Origin of the sequence: Sorangium sp. So ce367 (assembly GCF_051520455.1) — a bacterium.
Classification (GTDB): Bacteria; Myxococcota_A; Polyangia; order Polyangiales; family Polyangiaceae; genus Sorangium; species Sorangium cellulosum_B.
The window spans coordinates 7182346-7202700 of record NZ_CP150334.1; the positions used below are offsets into that span (position 1 = coordinate 7182346).

General features: G+C 72.6%; 18 protein-coding genes. 9 read left to right on the top strand and 9 right to left on the bottom strand.

The window, feature by feature from the left end; translation table 11 throughout:
- Positions 1-101 precede the first annotated feature (101 nt).
- Positions 102-281: a hypothetical protein gene (locus WME97_RS27275; protein WP_437555512.1), complete on the bottom strand. Its 180-nt coding sequence runs from the start codon at positions 279-281 to the stop codon at positions 102-104.
- Between the two features lie 44 nt (positions 282-325).
- Here WME97_RS27275 and WME97_RS27280 point away from each other — a divergent pair, with 44 nt between their 5' ends.
- From WME97_RS27280 to WME97_RS27290, 3 genes are all read left to right on the top strand, one after another.
- Positions 326-2377, top strand: coding sequence for a B12-binding domain-containing radical SAM protein (locus tag WME97_RS27280; protein ID WP_437541492.1), 2052 nt, complete (start codon positions 326-328; stop codon positions 2375-2377).
- A 428-nt stretch (positions 2378-2805) separates the two neighbouring features.
- Positions 2806-3195, top strand: a complete 390-nt coding sequence (locus WME97_RS27285) for a hypothetical protein (RefSeq protein ID WP_437541494.1) — start codon at positions 2806-2808, stop codon at positions 3193-3195.
- Positions 3196-3307: 112 nt separating this feature from the next.
- Positions 3308-3892, top strand: coding sequence for a Uma2 family endonuclease (locus tag WME97_RS27290; protein ID WP_437541496.1), 585 nt, complete (start codon positions 3308-3310; stop codon positions 3890-3892).
- Positions 3893-4018: 126 nt separating this feature from the next.
- Here the strand turns inward: WME97_RS27290 and WME97_RS27295 are convergent, their stop codons facing one another.
- From WME97_RS27295 to WME97_RS27305, 3 genes are all read right to left on the bottom strand, one after another.
- Positions 4019-4444: a type II toxin-antitoxin system VapC family toxin gene (locus tag WME97_RS27295; protein WP_437541498.1), complete on the bottom strand. Its 426-nt coding sequence runs from the start codon at positions 4442-4444 to the stop codon at positions 4019-4021.
- Positions 4425-4691 (bottom strand): hypothetical protein, encoded by a 267-nt coding sequence (locus tag WME97_RS27300; protein ID WP_437541500.1) that lies wholly within the window; start codon positions 4689-4691, stop codon positions 4425-4427. Before WME97_RS27300 ends, WME97_RS27295 begins: the two co-directional genes overlap by 20 nt.
- Before the next feature lie 160 nt (positions 4692-4851).
- Positions 4852-6159, bottom strand: a complete 1308-nt coding sequence (locus WME97_RS27305; RefSeq protein ID WP_437520870.1) for a DUF362 domain-containing protein — start codon at positions 6157-6159, stop codon at positions 4852-4854.
- 430 nt (positions 6160-6589) lie between these two features.
- On the opposite strand from WME97_RS27305, the gene WME97_RS27310 reads away from it, so the two are divergent.
- From WME97_RS27310 to WME97_RS27320, 3 genes are all read left to right on the top strand, one after another.
- The gene (locus tag WME97_RS27310; protein ID WP_012237660.1) at positions 6590-6754 is read left to right on the top strand and encodes a DUF1328 family protein; all 165 of its coding nucleotides are present in this window, start codon (positions 6590-6592) and stop codon (positions 6752-6754) included.
- Between the two features lie 66 nt (positions 6755-6820).
- Complete coding sequence (locus tag WME97_RS27315; RefSeq protein WP_437541502.1) at positions 6821-7135, top strand: hypothetical protein; 315 nt, start codon at positions 6821-6823, stop codon at positions 7133-7135.
- A 5-nt stretch (positions 7136-7140) separates the two neighbouring features.
- Positions 7141-12069: a translocation/assembly module TamB domain-containing protein gene (locus WME97_RS27320; RefSeq protein WP_437541503.1), complete on the top strand. Its 4929-nt coding sequence runs from the start codon at positions 7141-7143 to the stop codon at positions 12067-12069.
- Positions 12070-12140: 71 nt separating this feature from the next.
- Here the strand turns inward: WME97_RS27320 and WME97_RS27325 are convergent, their stop codons facing one another.
- From WME97_RS27325 to WME97_RS27345, 5 genes are all read right to left on the bottom strand, one after another.
- Positions 12141-12770 carry a hypothetical protein gene (locus tag WME97_RS27325; protein ID WP_437541505.1) on the bottom strand — a complete coding sequence of 210 codons (630 nt, stop codon included), beginning with the start codon at positions 12768-12770 and terminating at the stop codon, positions 12141-12143.
- Positions 12771-13033: 263 nt separating this feature from the next.
- Complete coding sequence (locus WME97_RS27330; RefSeq protein ID WP_437541507.1) at positions 13034-15016, bottom strand: hypothetical protein; 1983 nt, start codon at positions 15014-15016, stop codon at positions 13034-13036.
- Between the two features lie 453 nt (positions 15017-15469).
- Positions 15470-16537 (bottom strand): hypothetical protein, encoded by a 1068-nt coding sequence (locus WME97_RS27335; protein WP_437541509.1) that lies wholly within the window; start codon positions 16535-16537, stop codon positions 15470-15472.
- The gene (locus tag WME97_RS27340; RefSeq protein WP_437541511.1) at positions 16534-17193 is read right to left on the bottom strand and encodes an RNA polymerase sigma factor; all 660 of its coding nucleotides are present in this window, start codon (positions 17191-17193) and stop codon (positions 16534-16536) included. The genes WME97_RS27335 and WME97_RS27340 overlap by 4 nt, the downstream gene beginning before the upstream one ends.
- A 59-nt stretch (positions 17194-17252) precedes the next feature.
- Positions 17253-18449: a hypothetical protein gene (locus WME97_RS27345; protein ID WP_437541513.1), complete on the bottom strand. Its 1197-nt coding sequence runs from the start codon at positions 18447-18449 to the stop codon at positions 17253-17255.
- Positions 18450-18731: 282 nt separating this feature from the next.
- Here WME97_RS27345 and WME97_RS27350 point away from each other — a divergent pair, with 282 nt between their 5' ends.
- The 3 genes from WME97_RS27350 to WME97_RS27360 are packed head-to-tail and all read left to right on the top strand — an operon-like array spanning position 18732 to position 20349.
- Positions 18732-19109, top strand: a complete 378-nt coding sequence (locus WME97_RS27350) for a hypothetical protein (RefSeq protein ID WP_437541515.1) — start codon at positions 18732-18734, stop codon at positions 19107-19109.
- Positions 19109-19816 (top strand): DUF4166 domain-containing protein, encoded by a 708-nt coding sequence (locus tag WME97_RS27355; protein WP_437541517.1) that lies wholly within the window; start codon positions 19109-19111, stop codon positions 19814-19816. Before WME97_RS27350 ends, WME97_RS27355 begins: the two co-directional genes overlap by 1 nt.
- Complete coding sequence (locus tag WME97_RS27360; protein WP_437541518.1) at positions 19813-20349, top strand: hypothetical protein; 537 nt, start codon at positions 19813-19815, stop codon at positions 20347-20349. The genes WME97_RS27355 and WME97_RS27360 overlap by 4 nt, the downstream gene beginning before the upstream one ends.
- The last annotated feature ends 6 nt before the right edge of the window (positions 20350-20355 follow it).

The following is a 20355-nucleotide window of genomic DNA, read 5'->3' on the forward strand; positions in this document are numbered from 1 at the left end:
ATCTAGCGGGTTCGGCTGAGGTCGTTCGAGGCTCCAGAAGAGCCCTGTCGTCCCCAGCGCGACACACGGACTCGACTCGATGTCGCTCGGGTCGAGATACGTCAGCAGGCGTCTGCGTCCGCTTGATCGGGATTGGCAAAGAGGGGGCAGTCGTCGTCCCCGTCGGGAATGCCGTCCTCGTCGGCGTCGAGTCGGCACGCACCCGCGATGCATGTGTCGCACAGGCACTCGAACGGCGCGTCGCAGCAGGCGCCCTCGGCCTTCCCGGGGATCGCGGCCAGGCGACCCCACGCTCCGCCCCCGGGTGTGCTAGACCGCCGCCCCGATGCGCATCGCGCTCGTTTACCCGCCGACCTGCGATCCCACGGCCCCGTACCTCGCGGTGCCGATGCTGACCGGCTTCCTCCGCGCGAACGGCGTGGAGGTCCTGCCCATCGACGCGAACGTCGAGGCCTTCGACGCGCTCCTCACGGCGCAGCGCATGGCCGACCTCCGCGACCGCCTGGAGGCGCGCCTCGGCGAGCTCGACCGCCGCGCCTCGCTCCCGCACGCCGATCAGCTCGAGTACCTCGCCCTCGCCCGCGCGCGCGGCGACGCGCACGCCGTCCCGGAGGCGGTGGACCTCGCCAAGGCCACGCTCCGCTCCCCTGACGCCTTCTACGATCCGGACGCCTACGCCCGCGCGGTCGCGACGCTCGACGCGGCGCTCGGCGTCGTGTCCGCCACGCACCACCCGCTCAAGCTCGACTTCACGGCGTACCGCACGCCGTTCGGCCTCACATCGATGGACGAGATCGCCCGGTCGAGCCGGCCGGAGCACGACCCCTTCGACGCCTGGGTGCAGCAGGCGCTCGTGCCCCGGCTCCGCGACGCGCGCGCCGACATCGTGGGCCTCTCCGTGTGCTTCCCGGGCCAGCTCCAGCCGGCATACGCGTTCGCGCACAAGATCAAGGAGGCGCTGCCCGGCGCGCACGTCACGTGCGGCGGTCCCGGCGTCACGCAGCTGCTCCTCCGGCTGTCGGGAGAGCGGCTCGCGCGCGCGCTCGGCCCGTTCGACTCGGCGTGCCTGTTCGAGGGCGAGCACACCCTCCTCGGGCTCGCGCGCGCGCTCGACGAGGGCCGGCCGCTCCGGGACGTGCCGAACGTCGTCGCACGCGATCGCCTGATGGGCGCGCGCTGGACGCCCGGTCACGGCATGGAGGACCTGAAGGCGCTCCCCGCGCCCGACTTCGATGGGCTCCCGCTCGATGCGTACCTCGCGCCGGCGCTCGTGCTCCCGTACGACCCGACGCGGGGCTGCTACTGGGGCAAATGCACCTTCTGCCATTACGGGCTCGCGGAGGTCGGCACGGCGGCGTACCGCGAGCGCGCCGTCGAGAGCATCGTGGCGCACCTCGCGGCCCTCGGCGCGCGGCACGGCACACGCCACTTCTACCTGTCGCAGGACTCGGTCGCGCCGAAGACGCTCGTGAAGATGGCGCAGGCGATCCTCGACGCCGGCCTCGACGTGCGATGGGCCACCGATCTCAAGCCGGAGAAGTACCTGACCAGGGAGCGCGCGGACGTGCTGCGCCGCGCGGGCGCCGTCGCGTGCGCGCTCGGCGTCGAGTCCGGGTCGCCGCGCGTCCTCGGCCTCATCGACAAGGGCGCGCCCGTCGAGGTCGTCTCCGACGTCATCGACCACCTCGCGTCCGCGGGCGTGGCCGCGGAGGCGATGTGCTTCACGGACTTCCCCACCGAGACGCACGCCGAGGCCGTGGAGACGCTCGACTTCCTGCGCGCGCGGCGGGAGGCGCTCGCGGTCTACATCGTCGGCGAGTTCGGGCTGACGCACGGCTCGCTCGTCGCGCAGACCCCGGAGCGCTTCGGGATCGACGAGGTGTTCGCGCTCGAGGGCGACGAGCTCGGGCTCGGCCTGTTCTTCGTCCCGCGGGAGCCGTGGAAGACCGACGCCGAGCGCGCCGACGTCGACGCGCGGCTCTCCGACCTGTCGCGCGGCTGGACGTTGCGCAGCTATCCATGGGCCGGCGCCGTGTCGACCGCGCACACGATCCTCCAGTACGACCGCTTCGGCCCCGGCGTCTTCCGCGATCGCGCGGCGCGCCGCCCCGACGACAGCATCCCCGGAGCCAGCACCATCGAGCGTGGGCTGCGCTTCGATCCGCGCGCCGCCGAGCACGCGGAGGCGCGCGAGGCGGAGATCTGGGCGACGCTCGTCCACGAGGAGCGGCGCGTGGGGCGCGACGCCTACGAGCGGCTCGCCCGGTCGTTGCCGCCGCTCCGGCCGAGGCCGGTGCGCGTCAGATTCGTCGCGGGCGCCGCGCCGGCGGTGACATCGGGGCGACGGCCGTCGCACGCGACCAGCGCGGCACGCTGAGCCTCGGCCCGAACAGGAACGGCGATCGACCCATCACGCGATGGCTCGCCATTGCGCGTCGAGGCGTGGATCCGCGGACGATGGCATGGGTGGCTTGCTTGCCTGGCCGCGCGCCGCGACGGCGATGTCGTCCGACGTGAGGTAAAAGCGGCCTGTCGTCGCACACGCGATGAATCGATGTATCAACGATGAATCAAATTGGCTTCCCACAAGCCTTCACGATCGGTTAAATTCCTTCGTTGGAGGTCCGTCGCCCCCGAGCCCTCGAGTCAGCGAAGCACAGGAGGAGGCTCCGGGAGTCGATAGGACATGCGCCTTCGGCGCGCTTTCTTGGGGAAGCCGCGTGCGGGTCGTCACGCGGTGGAGTTCAAAGGCATCAACGGATGAAAAGTTTCAACGCATTCGCAATCCTTGGTTCGGTGCTCGCGATGGCGGGGTGTGTCGTCGACGTGGACTCCTCGTCGGAGCTGGGGGACGACGCGGAGGTCGACGAGCAGACCGCCGTCGCCGAGCAGGCGGTGACGAACGGCGCGGTGAACGCCGCCTGCGCCCAGTCCCTCACGCTCCGCAACCAGCCCGGCGGAGCGACGATCGGCACGATGTACAGCGGTCCGCTCAACGGCGTCTCGAAGTTCTACGTCGACTCGACGAGCGGGAGCTGGTCCTACGGCTACTCGTACTCGCTCGGCCAGTGGGGCTGGGCGATGACGTACTACCTGACGGCGAGCTACACGGAGCGGGGGGTACCGGGGCAGCTCGGCTATCATTACGCGTGTTATCGATCGGACGGCACGGCCATGGGCGGCGGCGTCGGCTGACCGGCGCGGCGGGTCGCGGGCGGCGCTCCTGGGGCCGCCCACCCGGCGCTATGCCGCCGCCGCTCCGCTCCCGCCGGCGGCCTGCCCTCGGGAGGGCATGGTAGAATCCGGCATGGCCCAGAAGGCGCCCCAGGCGAAGCTGTCCCCGGAGGAGTACCTCGCGCTCGAGCGCTCCTCCGAGGTGAAGCACGAGTACGCTGGCGGCGAGGTGTTCGCGATGTCGGGCGGCACGCGCGAGCACAGCCTCATCGCGGCCAACGTGGTGGGTGAGCTCCGCGGTGCGCTGCGAGCGCGTCCCTGCGAGGCGCACGCGTCCGACCTGCGGATCAAGAACGTGACGACGGGCCGCTACGTCTACCCGGACGCCTCGGTCGTCTGCGGCCAGCCCCTGTTCGAGGACGAACACCGCGACACCCTGCTCAACCCCACAGCCGTCTTCGAGGTGCTCTCCGACTCCTCGGAGAGCTACGACCGCGGCGGCAAATTCGCCCTGTATCGGGGCATTCCATCCATCGCCGATTACATCCTGCTGTCCCAGAAGCAGGTGGAGGCCGAGCACTTCCGGCGCCAGCCGGACGGAACGTGGCTGCTCCGCGTGCTCGGGCCGGGCGAGCGGCTCCAGATCGCGTCGATCGGCTGCGATCTGGCCGTTGACGAGCTCTACCTCAAGGTCTTCGCTCGGCCCACGGGCGGTTGAGCGGCTCCGCTCGGCGCTCGGCCCGACGGGGAGCGGACCATCACCATCCTATGCGCGGGGACGTCCGGGCGCCGCTGGGTTGCCGGAAACTCTGAGCCCATGATCCGCCCGCGACGACGGATAAAATCATGCCGGCTCTCTCCAGTTCTCCAGAACCAGCGGGTAGCCGGCTGATTGAACACGGCTGTAATCGGACGTGTTGCCTGTCACGAGGGACAACCCATGATGAATCGCCGTCGCGGCGATCATCGTATCCGGTACGCCGATCGGCGTTCCGGCCATCCGCAGGTCGGCCAGGATGCGACCAGCGAGCTCGGCCGCGGTCGCATCGAACAGCAAGACCTCGCTCCGGTGTGCCATTTCCAGGAACCGCCGCGTCTTCTGGTCGGCTCGCTGCTGCGAGTAGCCAGCGACGACCTCCATGACCGAGACGACGGAGAACGTGAAGCGGCCGTAGGCAGCGATGTACGAGCGCGCGCGCTCCACGACAGCCGGGCTCCTGGCCTTGGTGATCTCGGACAGAATGTCCGTGTCAAGGAGAGCCCTGCTCATCCTCTTCCTCCACATCGCGCAGCCTGGAAGAGCGACGATTTTCCCGGACAACCTCCATCATGGCATCGACGGCCCCGGGGTCATCGGCGAAGAGCCCGATCAGGGAGGGTGCTGCCTCGGCTTCACGCGGCAAGCCCTCGCTCACGGATCCATCCGCGAGCTCATGGACCACGCGCTCGATGAGCCGGAGCCGCTCCTGGACCGGCAGGCCCTGGATGGCCTGGAAAATCTGCTCGACGCTGGTCACGGGGCCGACCTCCTGTTCGCACGAACCGCAGCCAAGCGTACCCCGATCCGAGGGCGCACGGGGTTACCCTCTCCGTGCGCAGGCGGGCCCCCCGCCTGGGCCGGCTCGCAGACGCCCATCAGCGCGCCCGCGACCGCTCCCCGGCGGAGGGACCTCCCTCCTACACCGCCGCCGCCCCGCCCCCGCCGGCTGCCTGCGCGCGCGCCCGCTTGCGGACCATGATCTCCGGCGACTCGGCGACCGCCATCCCCACGAGGCGCATGCCCTCCAGGAAGTGCTTCACCCCGCTCCGGACGAGCTCGTGGCTCGCCTCGCCGACCTCCGGGTAGCCCTGCCCCGCCGCGTCGGGCTGCACCTTGCCCCAGTTCGCGAAGAGGCGCCCCCACGGGCTCTCCAGCACGGGGGCCATCTTCTCCTTCGCGTAGCGCGGGTACCAGAACATGTCGTGATACGTGACCGACGCCACGTAGGCCCAGGGGGCGAGCCACGTCTTGAGCGACCACTCGATCGGCTTCTTCAGGGGACCCCAGTAGATGCGGTGCTGGTTGCGCGAGGCGAACGTCATCTCCTTGAACGGTCCATCGAAGTTCCACTGCTCGTTCGCCGCGTCCACGTCGCCCACGAGCTCGATGTCGCGCACGTCGCCCGTCCCGAGGCCGAGGTCGTGCGCCAGCCGCACGAACTTGAGATCGCGCAGCGGGTCGAACCCCATCAGCTTCGCCGCCACGGCGTCGATCGCCACCTGGTCCGAGGACGCGAGCAGCACGTTCTTCACGTGCGGCACCATGCAGCGCGGCCCCGGGCCGTCGCCCGCGAACGTCCCGTCCATCACCGCGAAGACCCCGCGGTGGATCTTCTTCTGGATCATCAGGAGATCCACGAGCGTCTCGTGGATGACCGGGTGCGTCCAGTGCCGGTGCTCGTTCAGGAGGCCGCCGAACGCGTTCTTCATCGCGCCCGTCGTCGTCGTGAAGATGTGGGTCTTCACCGTCGGCAGGTGGATGATGTTCTCCCCGATGAAGCGCTTCGGGATCGAGAACCCCTTCGGGTACACCTCGTTCAGACAGAGGAACTTCTTCCGCAGATCGCCGACCGCGTCCCCGATCGGGATCCACTCCTCCCCTTCGTAGAGGTGGACGTTGCGCAGGCCGTGCGCCTGCACGACGTCGATCTGCTTGTTCTCGCGCTCGCCGAGGTGGGCGTCGATGACGACCGTGCGGTTGTGGCAGGCGTGGATCAGGTCCTTCGAGTACCCGTCCTGCGTCATCGCCCGGATGACCCCCTCGAGCTGCCAGGGCGTCGTGGATGAGCTCGGGTAGAAGAAGTGCCAGGAGATGTTCACCTTGAGCGCCGTGTCGGCGTCCTTGGCGACCACATCCTGGTAACCGGCCAGGTTCATCAGCCGGTGGTAGTCCGAGAGCACCGTCGCAGGCGACGTGCGGATCACAGCGACCTTCGATTTCGGCATGGCCGGGTCCTTATAGCCCGTCCAGAGTCGCCCGTTCCGGGAAGTTGCAGGGCGTCCGCGTGGAGCCTCCGTGCAGGCGCCGTCGGCACGGAGCAGCGCGGCGCAGGGGCGCGCGCTCGCCCGACGCCCCTGTTCCGCGCTCCGCCCACGCGCAGGTCACCCTGTCACGATCGAGGCATCTTGCCCCAGACGTGAAGCGCAGCACGCGTGCCCGGACGGAAGCGGCTGGGCCGATCTCGGCGCTAGCCGCCTCGCGCCGCCGAGAACGCGCCGGCCGACAGCCTCTGCCGCCGGCCGGCACGGGGACTGCAGTAGCCAGGGAGCAGCAGGGAACAGCAAGGAACCGCGGCGAACAGCCGCCATCAGGAACCACGTTGAGGTCGTCTCCACGAAACAACGGATCGACCCCTGACCCCCCTTGGAGGACATCATGCTCGGCTGGACTGTCACCTTCTTCATCATCGCGATCATCGCCGCAATCTTCGGCTTCGGCGGGATCGCCGCCAGCGCCGCGTCGATCGCGAAGATCCTGTTCGTCGCGTTCCTGGTGCTCGCCGTGATCTCGCTCGCGCTCGGGCGCCGCATGCCGGCATGATCCGGAGACAGGGTGGAGGCCATGAAGAACGCGTCGCAACCGCGGAACGGTGAGAGGAACGGTACGTTGAACAGCACGTTGAACAGCGCGCCGAACATCGCGCCGAACGGTGAACCCTGGAAGCCCGGCGCGCCGCAGCCGGCGGCGAGCCCCCCCGATGAAACGCCAGCGACGCCGGTGCCCCCCGGCTCGCCTGGCTCGCCCGGCCGTACGTCGCCGGACCGCGAGATCCAGCTCCCGGGGACGGCGCAGCCCGGAGGAGATCCGGGGACGAGGCACCAGCCCGAGGTGCCTGCGCCCGCGCACACGCAGGAGATCCCGGCGCCGCCGCCTCACGAGGTCCCCGGCCACGATTTCCCGCGCGCCCGGAGCGGTCCATAGGCGATATGCCAGAGACTCCCGCCCTCCCTCCCGCGCCCGGCACCGGCGTCGCGCCCCGGCAAGGCCGCTTTCGCCGGGCGCTGGCCCGCGCGGCCGCGGTGTCGGCCAGCGTGATCGGCCTGGGCGGCGTCTTCGTCGCGGCGGCGGCGGTCGGCGCCGTCATCCACCTGAACGCCGGGTCGACCCGCAACCTGATAAGGCAGCTCGTCAACGACACCCTGCGGTCCACCCTCGAGGGACGGATCGAGATCGAGCGCATCGACCGCCTCGGCCTCTTCACCGCCGACATCTCCAGGGTGACGGTGAGCCACCCGAACGGAACCGAGCTCCTGGGCGTCAGCGGCGTCCACGCGGACTTCAACGCGCTCTCGATCGCGACGGAGCTCCTCCTCGGCGACGGCGACCTCGCCGTCACGATCCCGCTCGTCCGGGTCGCGGACGCGGACGTGCTGCTCGAGCAGGACGAGCAAGGCGCGCTCACCCTGGCCGAGGCGTTCACGCCGACGCCGCCTTCGGAGCCGCCCGCCGAGCCTGCGCGGCCGCTTCGCCTCGAGCTGTCGCGCGTCGTGCTCGATCGCGCGGCGGTCCACGGCACCGTCGCGCCAGGGAGCCCCATCGACGCCACGATCGAGGACCTCGCCGGCGGCGTCGTCGTCGCGGACCGGAGCCGGTACGCGCTCGAGCGCGTGCGCATCACGGAGCGGCGCCTGCTGCCGGTCCCGGTCGAGGCGACCAGCATCTCCGGGAGCGTCAGCGTGCCCGCGGACGCGCCGATGGAGCTCACCGCGAAGCTCGAAGGGAGCGTCGGCGCGATCCCGCTCACGGCCGAGGGGACCCTGAAGGACGAGCGGCTCACGGCGCGGGTCTCGTCCGCGCGCGTGACGCCCGAGGCAGCCCTCGCGATCGATCCGAGCGCGCCGCTCGCCCGGCCGCTCTCGGTGCTGGTCACGGCCGACGGAGCGCTCTCGGACCTGGCCGTCACGGCGCGCGTCGCGGTCCTCGATCCGCTCGTCGCGGGCGACGCCGTGACCGGCGAGGTCACCGCCAGCGCCCGGCTCGACGCGTTCGATCCGAAGCGCATCACGGCCGAGGTGCGGATCTCGGAGCTCGACCCGCGCGCCTTCGTCGGGGCGGCGCCCGCCGCGCGGGTGAGCGCGGAGGCTCGAGGGGAGATCCACCTCGACGAGGAGGGCGGGCCGCGCATCGTCGCCGAGGCCAGGACGGAGCCGTTCGTCGTCGCAGGGCAGCGCGTGCCGGCGACGGAGGCGCGCGCGACGCTCGAGCGCGGCGCGCTGCGGGCCGCGGCGACGATCCACGAGCCCGGCGCGCCCATCGAGGCCAGCGTCGCCCGCTCGAAGGACGGGGTGCTCGAGTTCGAGGCGCAGAGCGAGATCCCGTCGCTCGGCGCGGTGCAGCGCGTCCCGCGCGGCATCCACGGCAGCGCCGCGCTCCACGTCGAGGGAGCGCTCAGGGACGACGCGCTCGACGCCAAGGCGACCGTGCGCGTCGCCGGGCTCCGCGTCGGGTCCGATCTGCAGCTCGGGCGCGGCGAGGTCCGGGCCAAGGCCAGGGGGCCGCTCGACAAGCTCACGATCGACGGCGTGTTCCGCGGAGCCGACCTCCGCGCCCAGCAGTACGCGTTCCGCAGCGTGGCGGCGAGCGCCGCGGGGCCCGTCACGGCGCCGCGCGTCCGCGTGTCGCTGGCCAGCGCGGAGCGCCGGATCACGGCCTCCGCCCACCTCGATCTGCCGCGGAGCGAGGCGCGGCAGCTCCGCGTCGAGGTGGCGCGCGGGGACGACGAGGTGACCGCGCAGGCCGCCCGCCTCGCGTGGGACCGCGGGATCGCCCTCCGCGGGCTCGCGCTGCGCGGCGACGGCGTGGGGGAGCTCGAGGGGAGCCTCTCGCTCGCCGGGGACGAGATCGAAGGAGACCTCCGCGGCACCGCGATCGACCTCGCGCGCGTCGCCGACATCACCGGCGCGCCGCTCGGGATAGGAGGCCTCGCCAACCTCGACGTGTCGGTGCACGGCCGGGGGGCGCGCCGCGCGGGGCGCGTCCAGATCGAGCTCGAGGACGGCTCGGTCCCGGGCGTGGCGCCGCGGCTCTCGATGAACGTGACGGCGCGCCTCGACGGGGAGGCGCTGAAGGCGGACGGCCTTGTCCGGCTGCTCGCGCCGCCCGAGCCGCCGCCCGCGCAGGTGCGGGAGGCCCAGGGCCGGGGCGCGACGCCCGAGCAGACGTTGACAACCGCCTTCGACACGGCGTCGCAGCAGAAGGCGCCACCCCCGCCGGTGTGCCACGGCGCCATCGCGCGCGTGCTGGTCGACGGGAGCGCGGCGAGGCTGCGCGGGCCGCTCCTCTCGGCGCGCACCTGGCAGACCGTCACCGGCTCGGCCCGCATGGACGCCGACGCGTGGCAGCTCGGGTGCCTGGCGCAGGCGTCGCCGGTCCAGCTCGCGCTGAGCGAGCTCTCGGGCCGGCTCACCGCGCGCCTCGCGGTGGCGCGCGAGGCGGGAGAGCGGCTCCCGTCGGTGCGGAGCCTCCTTGTCCGGACGGAGGGCCTGCGCGCGGCCGGGCCGATCGACGCGCAGACGGGCGCGCCGGCGTGGGTGTCGAGGAAGCTCGACGCGCGGATCGCGGGGGATCTCGACGCGAAGACCGGCGACGCCCACGTCACGCTGTCGGTGTTCGATCGCCAGCTCGTGGCGGAGCTCTCGGCCGCGCTCGACGCCGATCTGCCGGCGCTCCTCGCCGATCCGGCCGCGGCGCTGCCGCGGACGTCGATCGCCGCGCACCTCCGCGTGCCGCGCCGCCGGCTCAACGATCTCACCGAGCTGGCCGCCTTCGGGAAGCGGACGCCGGTGCTCTCCGGCTCCGCGGGGCTCGACGTGTACTTCGCGGGGAAGCTCGCCGAGCCCCGGCTCGTGGCCCGCGCGACGGCGGCGAACGTGAGCGGCACCGCGGGCCCCTCGCTCCTCGGCAAGCTCCGGGTCGACACGCTGCTCGTCTATGACGGGCGCGACGCCGCGCTCGACGCGTACGCGTTCCGCGGCCCGCTCACGTACATGACGGCGAAGGCGAAGCTGGGCGCGGACGCCGCCGCCCTCCTCGGCGGGGCCCCTTCCGCTCGGCGCTTCAGCAACGGCAGCCTCGAGGCGAAGATCGCGGATCTGCCGCTCGCGGAGGTCCCCGTCCTCGCCGACATGCAGATCGGCGGCGAGGCGCGCGGCGAGATCTCCGTGCGCGGGCTGTTCGAGGCCGCTCCCGAGGTCAGGGCGCACCTTCAGCTCCCCGGCCTCACGCTCGGCCCTGACGCGCGGTACGAGACCGCCGAGGCGTCGCTCGACATCGCGCCGCCGGGCGGCGCGGGGCGCACCGCGGCCGTGGCCAGCGTGCGGCTCGAGGGGCGCGACGGCGGCCGGCTCGAGGCCAAGGCCGAGGCGCCCATGGTGTGGGAGGCGAACGCGATCCCGACGCTCACCGACGATCGGAACGCCTCGGTGTCGCTCGCGGTCGAGCGCTTCCGCCTGGCGGCGCTCGAGCCGTTCGTGCAGGGCTCGGTGAACCGGCTCGACGGCACGCTCGACGGCGAGGTGCGGCTCGGGCTCGGCGCGCAGGCCGGCTTCTCCGGCGAGATGCGCCTCGAGGGCGGGCTCGTCCACGTGGCCACGATCGGCCAGCCGTTCGAGAACGCCTCGTTCCGCGTCACCGCGAGCCCCTCCGGCGAGCTCCGCATCGACGACCTCCGCGCCGACGCAGGCAGCGGCCAGGTCCGCGGGAAGGCGACGCTCCAGATGGAAGGGTTCGCCTTCAGGAACGCCCGCGCCGAGCTCTCGATCCCGAGAGGCCGGGCCCTCCCGATCGCGCTGGAGGGCGTCCCGATGGGCGAGGTGCGCGGCAGGGTGGCGCTCGCGGCGGAGAAGCGGGACGAGGAGATCGCCGTCCGGGTCGACGTGCCTGCGCTCGATCTGACGCTGCCGCCCACGATCGGGCGGAGCGTGCAGCCGCTCGGCGAGAACGCGGACATCACGACGTCGGCCCCGCTCAGCCAGGAGGACTACGAGGCGCGGCGAGCGCCGGCCGAGCCGCCGGAGCAGGCGAAGGAGAGCGCGGGCGGCACGCCCATCGCCATGGAGGTCCACCTGGGCAGGATCGGCGTCGAGGGCGACATGGTGCAGGCCTCGCTGTCGGGGGATCGGGCGCACCCCCTCCGCATCAAGGTCGCGGGGGAGACCGAGATCCGTGGCAACGTGAACATCGTGTCGGGCAGGCTCGAGGTGCTCGGCAAGGAGTTCGAGATCGAGCCTGGCGTGGTCGCGCTGCAGGGGGATCCGTCGAATCCGTTCCTGAACGTGAAGGCGTACCACGACACGCCGGAGGGGACGCGCATCTACATCGACTATGTGGGGCAGCTCAACCCGATCACCGAGGACAAGATCACCTTCCGCTCGGAGCCGCCGCGCCCGGAGAACGAGGTGATCGCCGAGCTCGTGCTCGGCAGGGAGTTCGCGGAAGGGACGCTGGCGGGCGGCACGTCCACCGAGGCGCCCGGGTCGGGCGGCGGCGGCGCCGCCAGCGGGGTCGCGGCCGGCGTGGGGAACCAGCTTGCGTCAGCGCAGATCAACATGATCCTCCAGAGCATCGGTCCGCTCCGGAACTTCGAGACGAAGCTGGGCACGACCGAAGAAGGCGGGCTGAAGACGACCGTGGGCTACCAGCTCGGGCAGCAGGTGACCGCCAGCGCGAGCTACGAGGAGGGGCCGACGGGGCAAGGACAGGGGCCAGGGTCCGGGGGCGGCAACACCGGCGCGCAGGCGCGCACCGAGGTGAGCCTCGAGTGGCGCTTCCGCCGTGACTGGTCCGTGCGGGCGGCGATGGCCACCGGAGCGAACCCGGCGACGAGCCTCGACCTGCTCTGGAAGCACCGCTACTGAGCGCCGTCGCGCGGCGGGCGCGCCCGTTCGTCAGGGCGGCGCGTCCCCTTCGGCACCGGCTGCGCGCCGGCTCAGCGCGCGACGCAGATGCCGCCGCAGTCGGCGCCGATCGGCGGGCTGCAGTCGTCGCCCGGATCGTCGATGCAGGTGAGCCCCTCGGGGCACGGGCGGGCCGTGATGCCGCCGCACGCGGGCGGCCGCGGCTCGGGCACCACGCAGATGCCGCCGCAGTCCGCCCCGCCGTGCTTCGGGTCGCAGTCGTCGCTCGGATCGTCGATGCACACGAGCCCCTCGGGGCACTCGAACCCCGCGATCCCCCCGCAAAACGGCGGCTTGGGCGTCGGTTCCACGCAGATGCCGCCGCAATCCGCCCCGCCGCGCTCCGGGTCGCAATCGTCGCTCGGATCGTCGACGCACTCGAGCCCGTCGGGGCACGGGAAACCCGCGAATCCCCCGCACATCGTCGTCGGCGGGTCGTCGACGCACACGCCGGGACAGTCCGCGCCGCCGTGCTCGGGGTCGCAGTCGTCGCTCGGATCGTCGACGCAGGCGAGCCCGTCGGGACAGGGGGTCCCGAGGAACCCGCCGCACGTCTCTGATCCGGGCGGATCCGGCGGCTCCCCGGTGTCGCCGCCGCCGTCCCTGCCGCAGCCCACGAGCCCGATCACGATCAGCAAGAGAGCCAGCCCTTTGTGGCGCATCAGAACCTCCGCGTTGCGTTTGTCCGAACGCGCCATTGAAGCACCTTCGGTGCCACGGGAGGCGGGCGCAATTCGGGCGGAGCGCGCGGTCCTCGGCGCGGGCACCGCGATCGCGGTGTCTTGCTGTGTCGCGGTTGTGCCAATGGCTTGACGGGAGGATCCGCGGGAGCGCGCGGAAGTCGTCTCCTCCGCGAGCCCAGGGGCGGCACATGCATTCCGCGCGCCGTCCCTGGGCGGGCCACGTCGATGGGGGCGCCGGCGCGTCAGAGCGCGGTGGAGAGCCGGTCGAGCACGGCGTTCATGATCGGCCGATAGCCGTAGTCAGGCGACGAGGTGTCGACCAGCTGTTTCGGACAGATCGAGCCGGCGACCCCGCGCTCCCCGAGGCTCCGGATCAGCTGCAGCTCGCGGAGGCCGGGATAGGCCTTGGCGTGGTCCTGCACGTTGGACCGCGCCCCGGGGTCCGCCGGGTCGTTCGTGCCTTCCGGCTTGCACAGCGGGTTGTCGCTCGGCACGCCGGCGATCGGCCTGCAATCGCACGACTGGGCCGCACCGTCGCAAACGCGCTCCTCGGCGAGGGGGAAGATGCAGGCGTACTGGAGATCTCCAGTGCTACCCGGCGGAACCGTGTACTCGCGGCCGTTGATCGGGTTCCAGCCCGCGGAGCTCGGGTGGATGATCGCGTCGCCGGTGATCGGGTTCACGCCCGAGCGGGGCGCCATCGACTCGATCATGAGCGGATCCGCGGACGGGATGTGGTTCGCCGGATCGCCGAGGATAGCTTCCCAGGTGCTGCTGAGGGTCGTGCCGGACGGCGGATCGGCGAGCTCGGCGGCGTTCTTGAGCCCGCCGACCGGCTGGCCGAACTGGTTCAGGCCGGCCAGGAGATCGGGCTGGCCGAGCGCGTTCTGGCGCGCGAGGTCCTGCCACGGCACGCCGACGATGCCGGTGAACACGATGTGCTGCGGCCCTCGGGTCCGGGTGTTGTCGTCGCTCGGGTCCAGATCCGAGAAGATCGGGTTCGGCACGATGTCTCCGCTCCGCGACACCACGGTGCGCTCCGTGAGCGCCCGGGTGTACCGCTCGATCGGGTAGAGGAAGTCGATCCCGAAGCGGCGCTTCTGGTCCCAGCACCGGCTGTTCACCGGGTCTTCCGCCGCGGTGAGCCTTGCGACGGTGCCATCGGGGGCGGTGCAGGCCGGATCGACGGGGCAACCGTCCTGCTGCTGTGCGCAGGACGTGCAGCACGGACTGTTCGGGTCGGTGGCGCACTCGGTCCGCGGCCGCCACAACCTGAAGTTCTGTCCCGTCTCGGCGACGAGGTAGTTCTTGCCTTCCTCCCTGATCGAGCAGTCGTTCTCGTCGGAGAGCATCACGATGAGCAGGAGCGAATCCGGCCGGAGGAAGGCCTTCCGCTGCGCCAGGAGCGTCGTGTCGAGCCCGGCCACTGCAATGTCGTCGCTCGACGACACGCCGATCGTCGCATACGGATCGGGATCGACGAGGAAGCGATAGAAGCTCTCCAGGGGCGCCTCGAAGCCGCACCCAGCTTGCCCGACCCCTTGCACGATGTCGCTGAGCTTCTCGGCGAGCGCGGCCGGATCGGAGTCTCCCGCGGGGACGTGGCTTCCGGTCGGGTCCCACACGAGGAAGCCCTTGTCCTGGTACGTCGGCAGGTCGTTCTCGTTCGACGACTCATTGGAGCGCGCGAGGAGGTGGGCCATGTCCACGTTCGAAGGGGACGTGGCCGGCTGGCAGGCGCCCGACCCGTGGCCGCCGAGGCTGCTGCTGATGACGCCGATGTGCATGTCCTGCACCGGAGTGCGCACGCGCAATGTGCCAGCGGGGCATGCGCTCAACCCGCTCGAGGGCTGGAAGGGGGGAGCAGCACCGGTCGGATCCACGCAGAACGGGTTGGTCATGCCGTCGACGAAGTCGGCGAGCACGAAGCGCATCAGCTCCTGCTTGTCCGCCATCGAGCCGGAGTTGTCGACAACGAAGAGGAGATCGACCTTGTCCGGCGTGAACTGCGGCGGAATCCAGCCGCCTGCGCCCGTGCTGGAGTCGCCGCCGCCAACCCCGGTACCATCGCTGCCGCCGCTGCCCCCGGTACCATCGCTGCCGCCGATTCCCGAGCTGGAGCTCCCCCCGGGCCCGCCGAGGGAGACCTCGACTTGACATGCCACGAGCGAGACGGCGCTCAGGACGAGAAAGGGTGACAGTGTTCTCGATAGCTTCGAAGACATAATTCCTCCTTGCGCGGTGCCGTGACGCGCCGTCCAACACCGGCAGTGACCGAACGTGAAGGGACGCCCGCCCCGCTTCCCATTTCAAAAAAAACCACCTGGCCCCAAACGACGCGGACAGCCCCCGTTCCCGCCCCTCCCCCCGGATCGCCCCCGCAGATCGCAGAGCGGGGCTCTCCCGCACAGGAGACGGGCCAGATCGGCGTTTTCGGCGCGGAAGCGCGCTCAAGCGCGCCGAGCACCGAAAGCGTAAAGATGGGTCCGTCTCCGAAGCGGGAGCGCTCCCCTTAAATGCCGTCCACCAGAAGTCCGGAGAGAGAGTTCAACGCAAAGGCGCAAAGGCGCAAAGGCGCAAAGAGAACAAGTTCTCGTGCATTTTGGCGTCTTGGCGCCTTTGCGTTGAGCTCTCTCTGCTCGCGAGGCAGATCCCTGTCAGGACTTCTGCCCCGCGGTCTAGTGAGTGGTGAAGGAGCGGAGTCGGGGTACGTGCGGGCTCGACGGATAGGCGAGGAGGAACGCCGACGCGCGCTGCGCGGCCGCCGCGCGATCGCCGCTCTGCCAGAGCGCCTCGATGGTGAGCGCCTCGCGCTCCTGCGCCAGCGCGCCGCCGGGGAAGCGGAGCCGCGCCTGCTCGGCGATCCTCAGCGCGCCGGAGGGGTCACCGCGCCGGAGCGCCGCGCGCGCGTCGCCGAGGAGCGTCAGCTCCTCGCGCAGCCGGCTCTCCCGCAGCCCCGGGCTGGACGCGCCCTCCGCGCCGAGCTCCGCGCCTGTAGCCTCCGGCGCGGGCGCCGCTTCGAGGAGGTCCGCCCTGGCCGCGGGCGGCGCGCTCGCGGCGCGCTCCGGTAGCGGCGCGCCCGGGCTCGCGGGCGTCGCGGTCGCGCGGGGACCGGTCCGCGCGGGAGACCTGTCCGGCAGCGGCGCCTCGGCCGGCGGAAGCGGCCTGGATCGCAGCGGCGCATCGACCGGCGGCGGCTCGGCAGGTGCCCGCTCGGCCTGCGCGGCAGGCCCGCGGCCCTCCTGCGGCGATACCGGCGCCGCGACAGCCTCCGCGGCCTCGACGATCCGAGCCGGCGGCGCCTCGCCCGACGGAGCCACGACGACATAGCCGGCGACGATCAGGCCCCCGCAGGCCGCGCCGAACAGCATCGCCTTCAGGATACCCGCAGCGCCCGCCGCCGCGGTCACGCCGCCGGTGACCGCCGTGCCGGCAGCGCCGGCGCCCGCCGCAGCGGACGCCACCTTGCCCGCGGACACGGCCGCGGCGATCTCGCCAGCGCCCGCGCTCGCCGCGCCGCCCGCGCTCGCCGCGCCGCCCGCGTTCACCGGGAGCGCCCCTCCCGCGGCGCCTTGAGCCCCTCCGAGCGCGGCGGCTCCGGCGAGGCCGATCTGCGCGGCCATCGCGGCCCACACCCGCTCCTGCGCCCCGTCGGGCGGGTCCGCCGGCGGAGCTGCGCGCAGGAGCTCGCGCTCCGTCTCGAGCGCGTTCGCCTCGGCGTCGAGCCAGCGCACCGGATCGCTCATCGCTCCCCTCCTGCGCGCTTCCAGACGGGTTGCCGCTCCACCTCCGGCAGCGGAAGGACGACCGAGGGATGCCCCTCGGGCACCGGCGCGGCCTCGACGGCCGCCTTCAACACGGGCTGCGACCGCATGACCCGGGGCCCGCCCACGTGGAACTCGTCGCGCGCCTTCAGGCGCGCGACGGCGCGGCGAAACGCATCGCGGGCGAGGCGGAGGCGCGAGTAGACGGTCCCCAGCGGGACGTCGAGCAGATCGGCGACCTCCTCGCCGCCCATGCCGTCGAGCTCGAAGAGCGTGAACACGGCGCGCTGCTCGAGGGGCAGCTCGTCGAGGATCGCCTCGAGCAGCGTGATCGCCTGCCGCCGCTCCGCCTCCGCGCCGACGTCGGCCCGGTCATCGGCGCAGTCGAGCAGCGGCTCGTCGTCGTGAGCGCGCCGCCTCATATGCGCGAGCTTGCGCCGGTCACGGGCGGCGTGAAAACAGATACTGTAGAGCCAAGTCGTAATTTTCGACCTGCCCTCGAATTCGGACAACCGCCGATGGACGACCAGGAACACGTCCTGGACCGCGTCCGCGACGTCGCTCTCGGGCACGCCGAGGCGTCGCAGCGAGCGCCACACGAACCGGAAGTGCTGCGCATAGACCTCTCCGAAGGTCATCCTGTCCTGCCGCTTCTCGCCATGCCCATCGCCTCCGTGGCGGGTCCCGTGGCTCGCCATCAAAAAATCGACACGCGGGCGCTCAGGCCGACGAGCAGCCCCACCGGGGAGGGGTCGAGCGCCACCTCCTGCGTCAGGGGCGCGCCGGCCTCGCCGCCCGCGGGGCGCTCGACCGTGAAGCGCGCCCGCGCGACCGGCGCGAGGAGCGTCGCGCGCGCGGACCAGCCCAGCGCGCTGGAGCCAAGGAGGGTCCCTTCCGCGACGGCCGAGCCGCCGAGGGCGAACCAGGGCGCGGAGGACTCCCGGTCCGGGGCGAACCCCTTGCCGGAGCCGTACACGGCGCCCAGCACCGCCGCCGCGCAGGCCGAGAGCCGGAGGCCGTCGAGATCGCCGGCGATCGTCGCGCAGCCGCGCGCCGTGGCGGCGCCGAGCCCGAGGGAGACGACGCCCGGCGCGAGCTCGGTGTCCTGGGGGGGCAGCCATACCCCGCCGACGCCTGCGGACCACCCGCGGCGCCGCAGGGAGACATCGGCGATCACGGCCGCCCGGAAGGGATCGAGCATGCCCACGGTCTGCGCGGCGCCGAGCTCCATCGAGACGTCCCCGCGCGCCGCCCGAGGCGGAGGACGCGGCGGCGCCGGCACGACAGGAGCCACCGCGGGCGGGACAGGAGCGGGCGCGGGCGCTGCCGGCGCGGGCGCAGGCGCGACAGGGGCCGGCGCAGGCGGATCGCTGTCGAGCAGGATGGCAAGGGTCAGCGCCACCGCCTCGACGAGCTCGCCGCAGGACGCCCCCACCTCGGACGAGAGCTGCCGGGTGCGACCACCTGCCTGAAGGACGGCGGTGTAGGTGGCGCCGTCGTGGAGAAAGCGGACCTCGAGCTCGGTCGCCCCGCCCGAGCTCGCCAGGGCGCCGCCCCCGTTCGCTGACGTGTCGCCAGGAGGGGCGCTCCCCGCGTTCGTTGACGTGTCGCCAGGAGGGGCGCCGCCCGGGTTCGCCGGCGGGTCGCCGGCAGGGGCGCCGGCGCCGGTGGGCGGGCCGGCGGTGCTCACGGGGTCGAGAGCCCGCCTCTCCATCACGCGTTCGACCGCGACCGCGAGCGACGGCGCGTCCGGGCAGTCGGCCGCAGCGGGCGCCCGCTGGACCGCGAGCCGCGGGAGCGGGGCGGCCGCGACGACGCTCGGCCAACCGAGGGAAAAGGCGCACACGGCCAGGACGCACAGCGCGCCCCGACGCGAGGGATGAGGGCAGGTCACAGGATGCCTCCCATTACCGCAAGGAACGGCGCAAGCGGAATTAGGACGCGCAGAGCTCTGTGGCCTTGGGCGAAATCGCTGCGAGGGCGAGACCGCCAGACGGCCAGGCCACCGGCGCCCGCGGGAGACGCCGGTCGCGACGGCGCGCGTTCCATGGCGGAGGCGTCACCGCCTGCCACGCCGGAGCGCACGACGCCGCCGCCCGTGGCGCGACCGATCGACCGATCGAACGACGGCGACGCCGGTCGCGAGCACGGCGCAGGATCGGATAGAGTGCGCCGCATGAACTCCTACGAGCTGGTGACGTGCGCGAGCTGTTATGGCGAAGGCGAGATCAACACGGACTCCGGCCCCTATCTGTGCAAGGACTGCCACGGAAACGGCCGCATCCTCCCGACCGGAGAGCAGATCGAGGAGCGCATCCGCGAGATCGAGGTCGAGCTGGAGCGCCACCCCCAGGAGGCGAAGCCGGAGACCCGGTGGCTCGTCTTCGAGCTGCGGCGCACCCGCAAGCTGCTCTGGCAGATCCGGTCGTACTGCGAGGAGGCCCGGAGCGAGACAGACGACGCGATCATCGTCAAGATCCGCGATCTCGCCGACGCGGCCGTCGCCCCGAGGAGCCCTGCGGTGCCGCGGGAGATGCTCCCAGAGGACGCCTGATGCGCGGCTCCGCCGGGGAGCCGGACAGTCGACCCCGGGGAGCGCCCGCGTCCTGCTCGAGCGCGGCGCGGGGTGTTCCAGCGCCTGCTCTCTACCCTGCCCTCCTCGGCGCCGCGTGGGCCGCGCTCGCGCCGCCGGTGCAGCGCCTCCACGCGGGCGGCGTGCGCGCTCGCGGCCGCTTCCGCGTGCGGCGCGGCCGGGGGCTCGCAGCGCGCCTTGTCGCCGGCCTGCTGCGCATGCCGGAGGCGGCCGAGGACGTGGCCGTGACGCTCGCGGTCGAGCCGGCGGGCGACGGGGAGCGGTGGCTCCGCACCTTCGGGGTTCGCCCGCTCTTCTCCTCGCAGTGGCGCGCGGGTGATCTCCTGGTGGAGGGGCTCGGCCTCGTCCAGTGCTGGTTCCGGCTCCGCGCCGAGGGCGGAGCGCTCGTGTTCGAGCAGGTGCGGTCGACGCTCGGGCTCCGCCGCCTCGGCCTGCCGCTGCCCCGGTGGCTCGCCCCGCGGATCGAGGGGCGGGCCGGGCCGCTCCAGGACGAGGTCCACGTCGACGTGCGGATCTTCGCGCCGGTCGCCGGGCTGCTCGTCGCGTACGAGGGGCGCGTGGCGAACGAGCCGGGCGGCGAGGCGCCCCCTGCTCGCGCCGGCGGGTCCACGCCGGAATCGACCGCGCTGTCAGCGCCGGAGCCCCGCGCGCCGGAGCCCCACGCATGATCACGGCGCTCGTGCTCCTCGCCGTGCAGGGCGCGCTCGGCGCCTTCGACACGCTCTATTACCACGAGTGGCGGGCGCGCCTGCCCGGCGGCGTGCCGGGCACGGCGCCCGAGCTTGTCCTCCACGGCGCGCGCGATCTCCTGTACGCGGTGCTCTTCGCCTCCTTGCCGTTCGTGCGCTGGGAGGGGCTCGCCGCGTGGGCGCTCGCGGCGCTGCTCCTCGCGGAGATCGCGATCACGCTCCGCGATTTCGTCGTCGAGGACACGGTCCGGAGGCCGCTCGGCGGCGTCTACCCGGGAGAGCGGGTGATGCACGCCGTGATGGGCATCATTTACGGCGGCGCGCTCGCCCACCTCGTCCCCGAGATCTGGCGCTGGGCGCACGCCCCCACCGGCTTTTCCCGCTGGGACGCGCCGCTCTCGCTCCGCGTGATCCTGCCGCTCATGGCCGCAGGCGTGCTGCTGTCGGGGCTGCGCGACCTCGGCGCCGCCTACGGGCCTCGCTGGCTGCGCTTCCCGTGGGGGCGCGCGTGAGCCGCC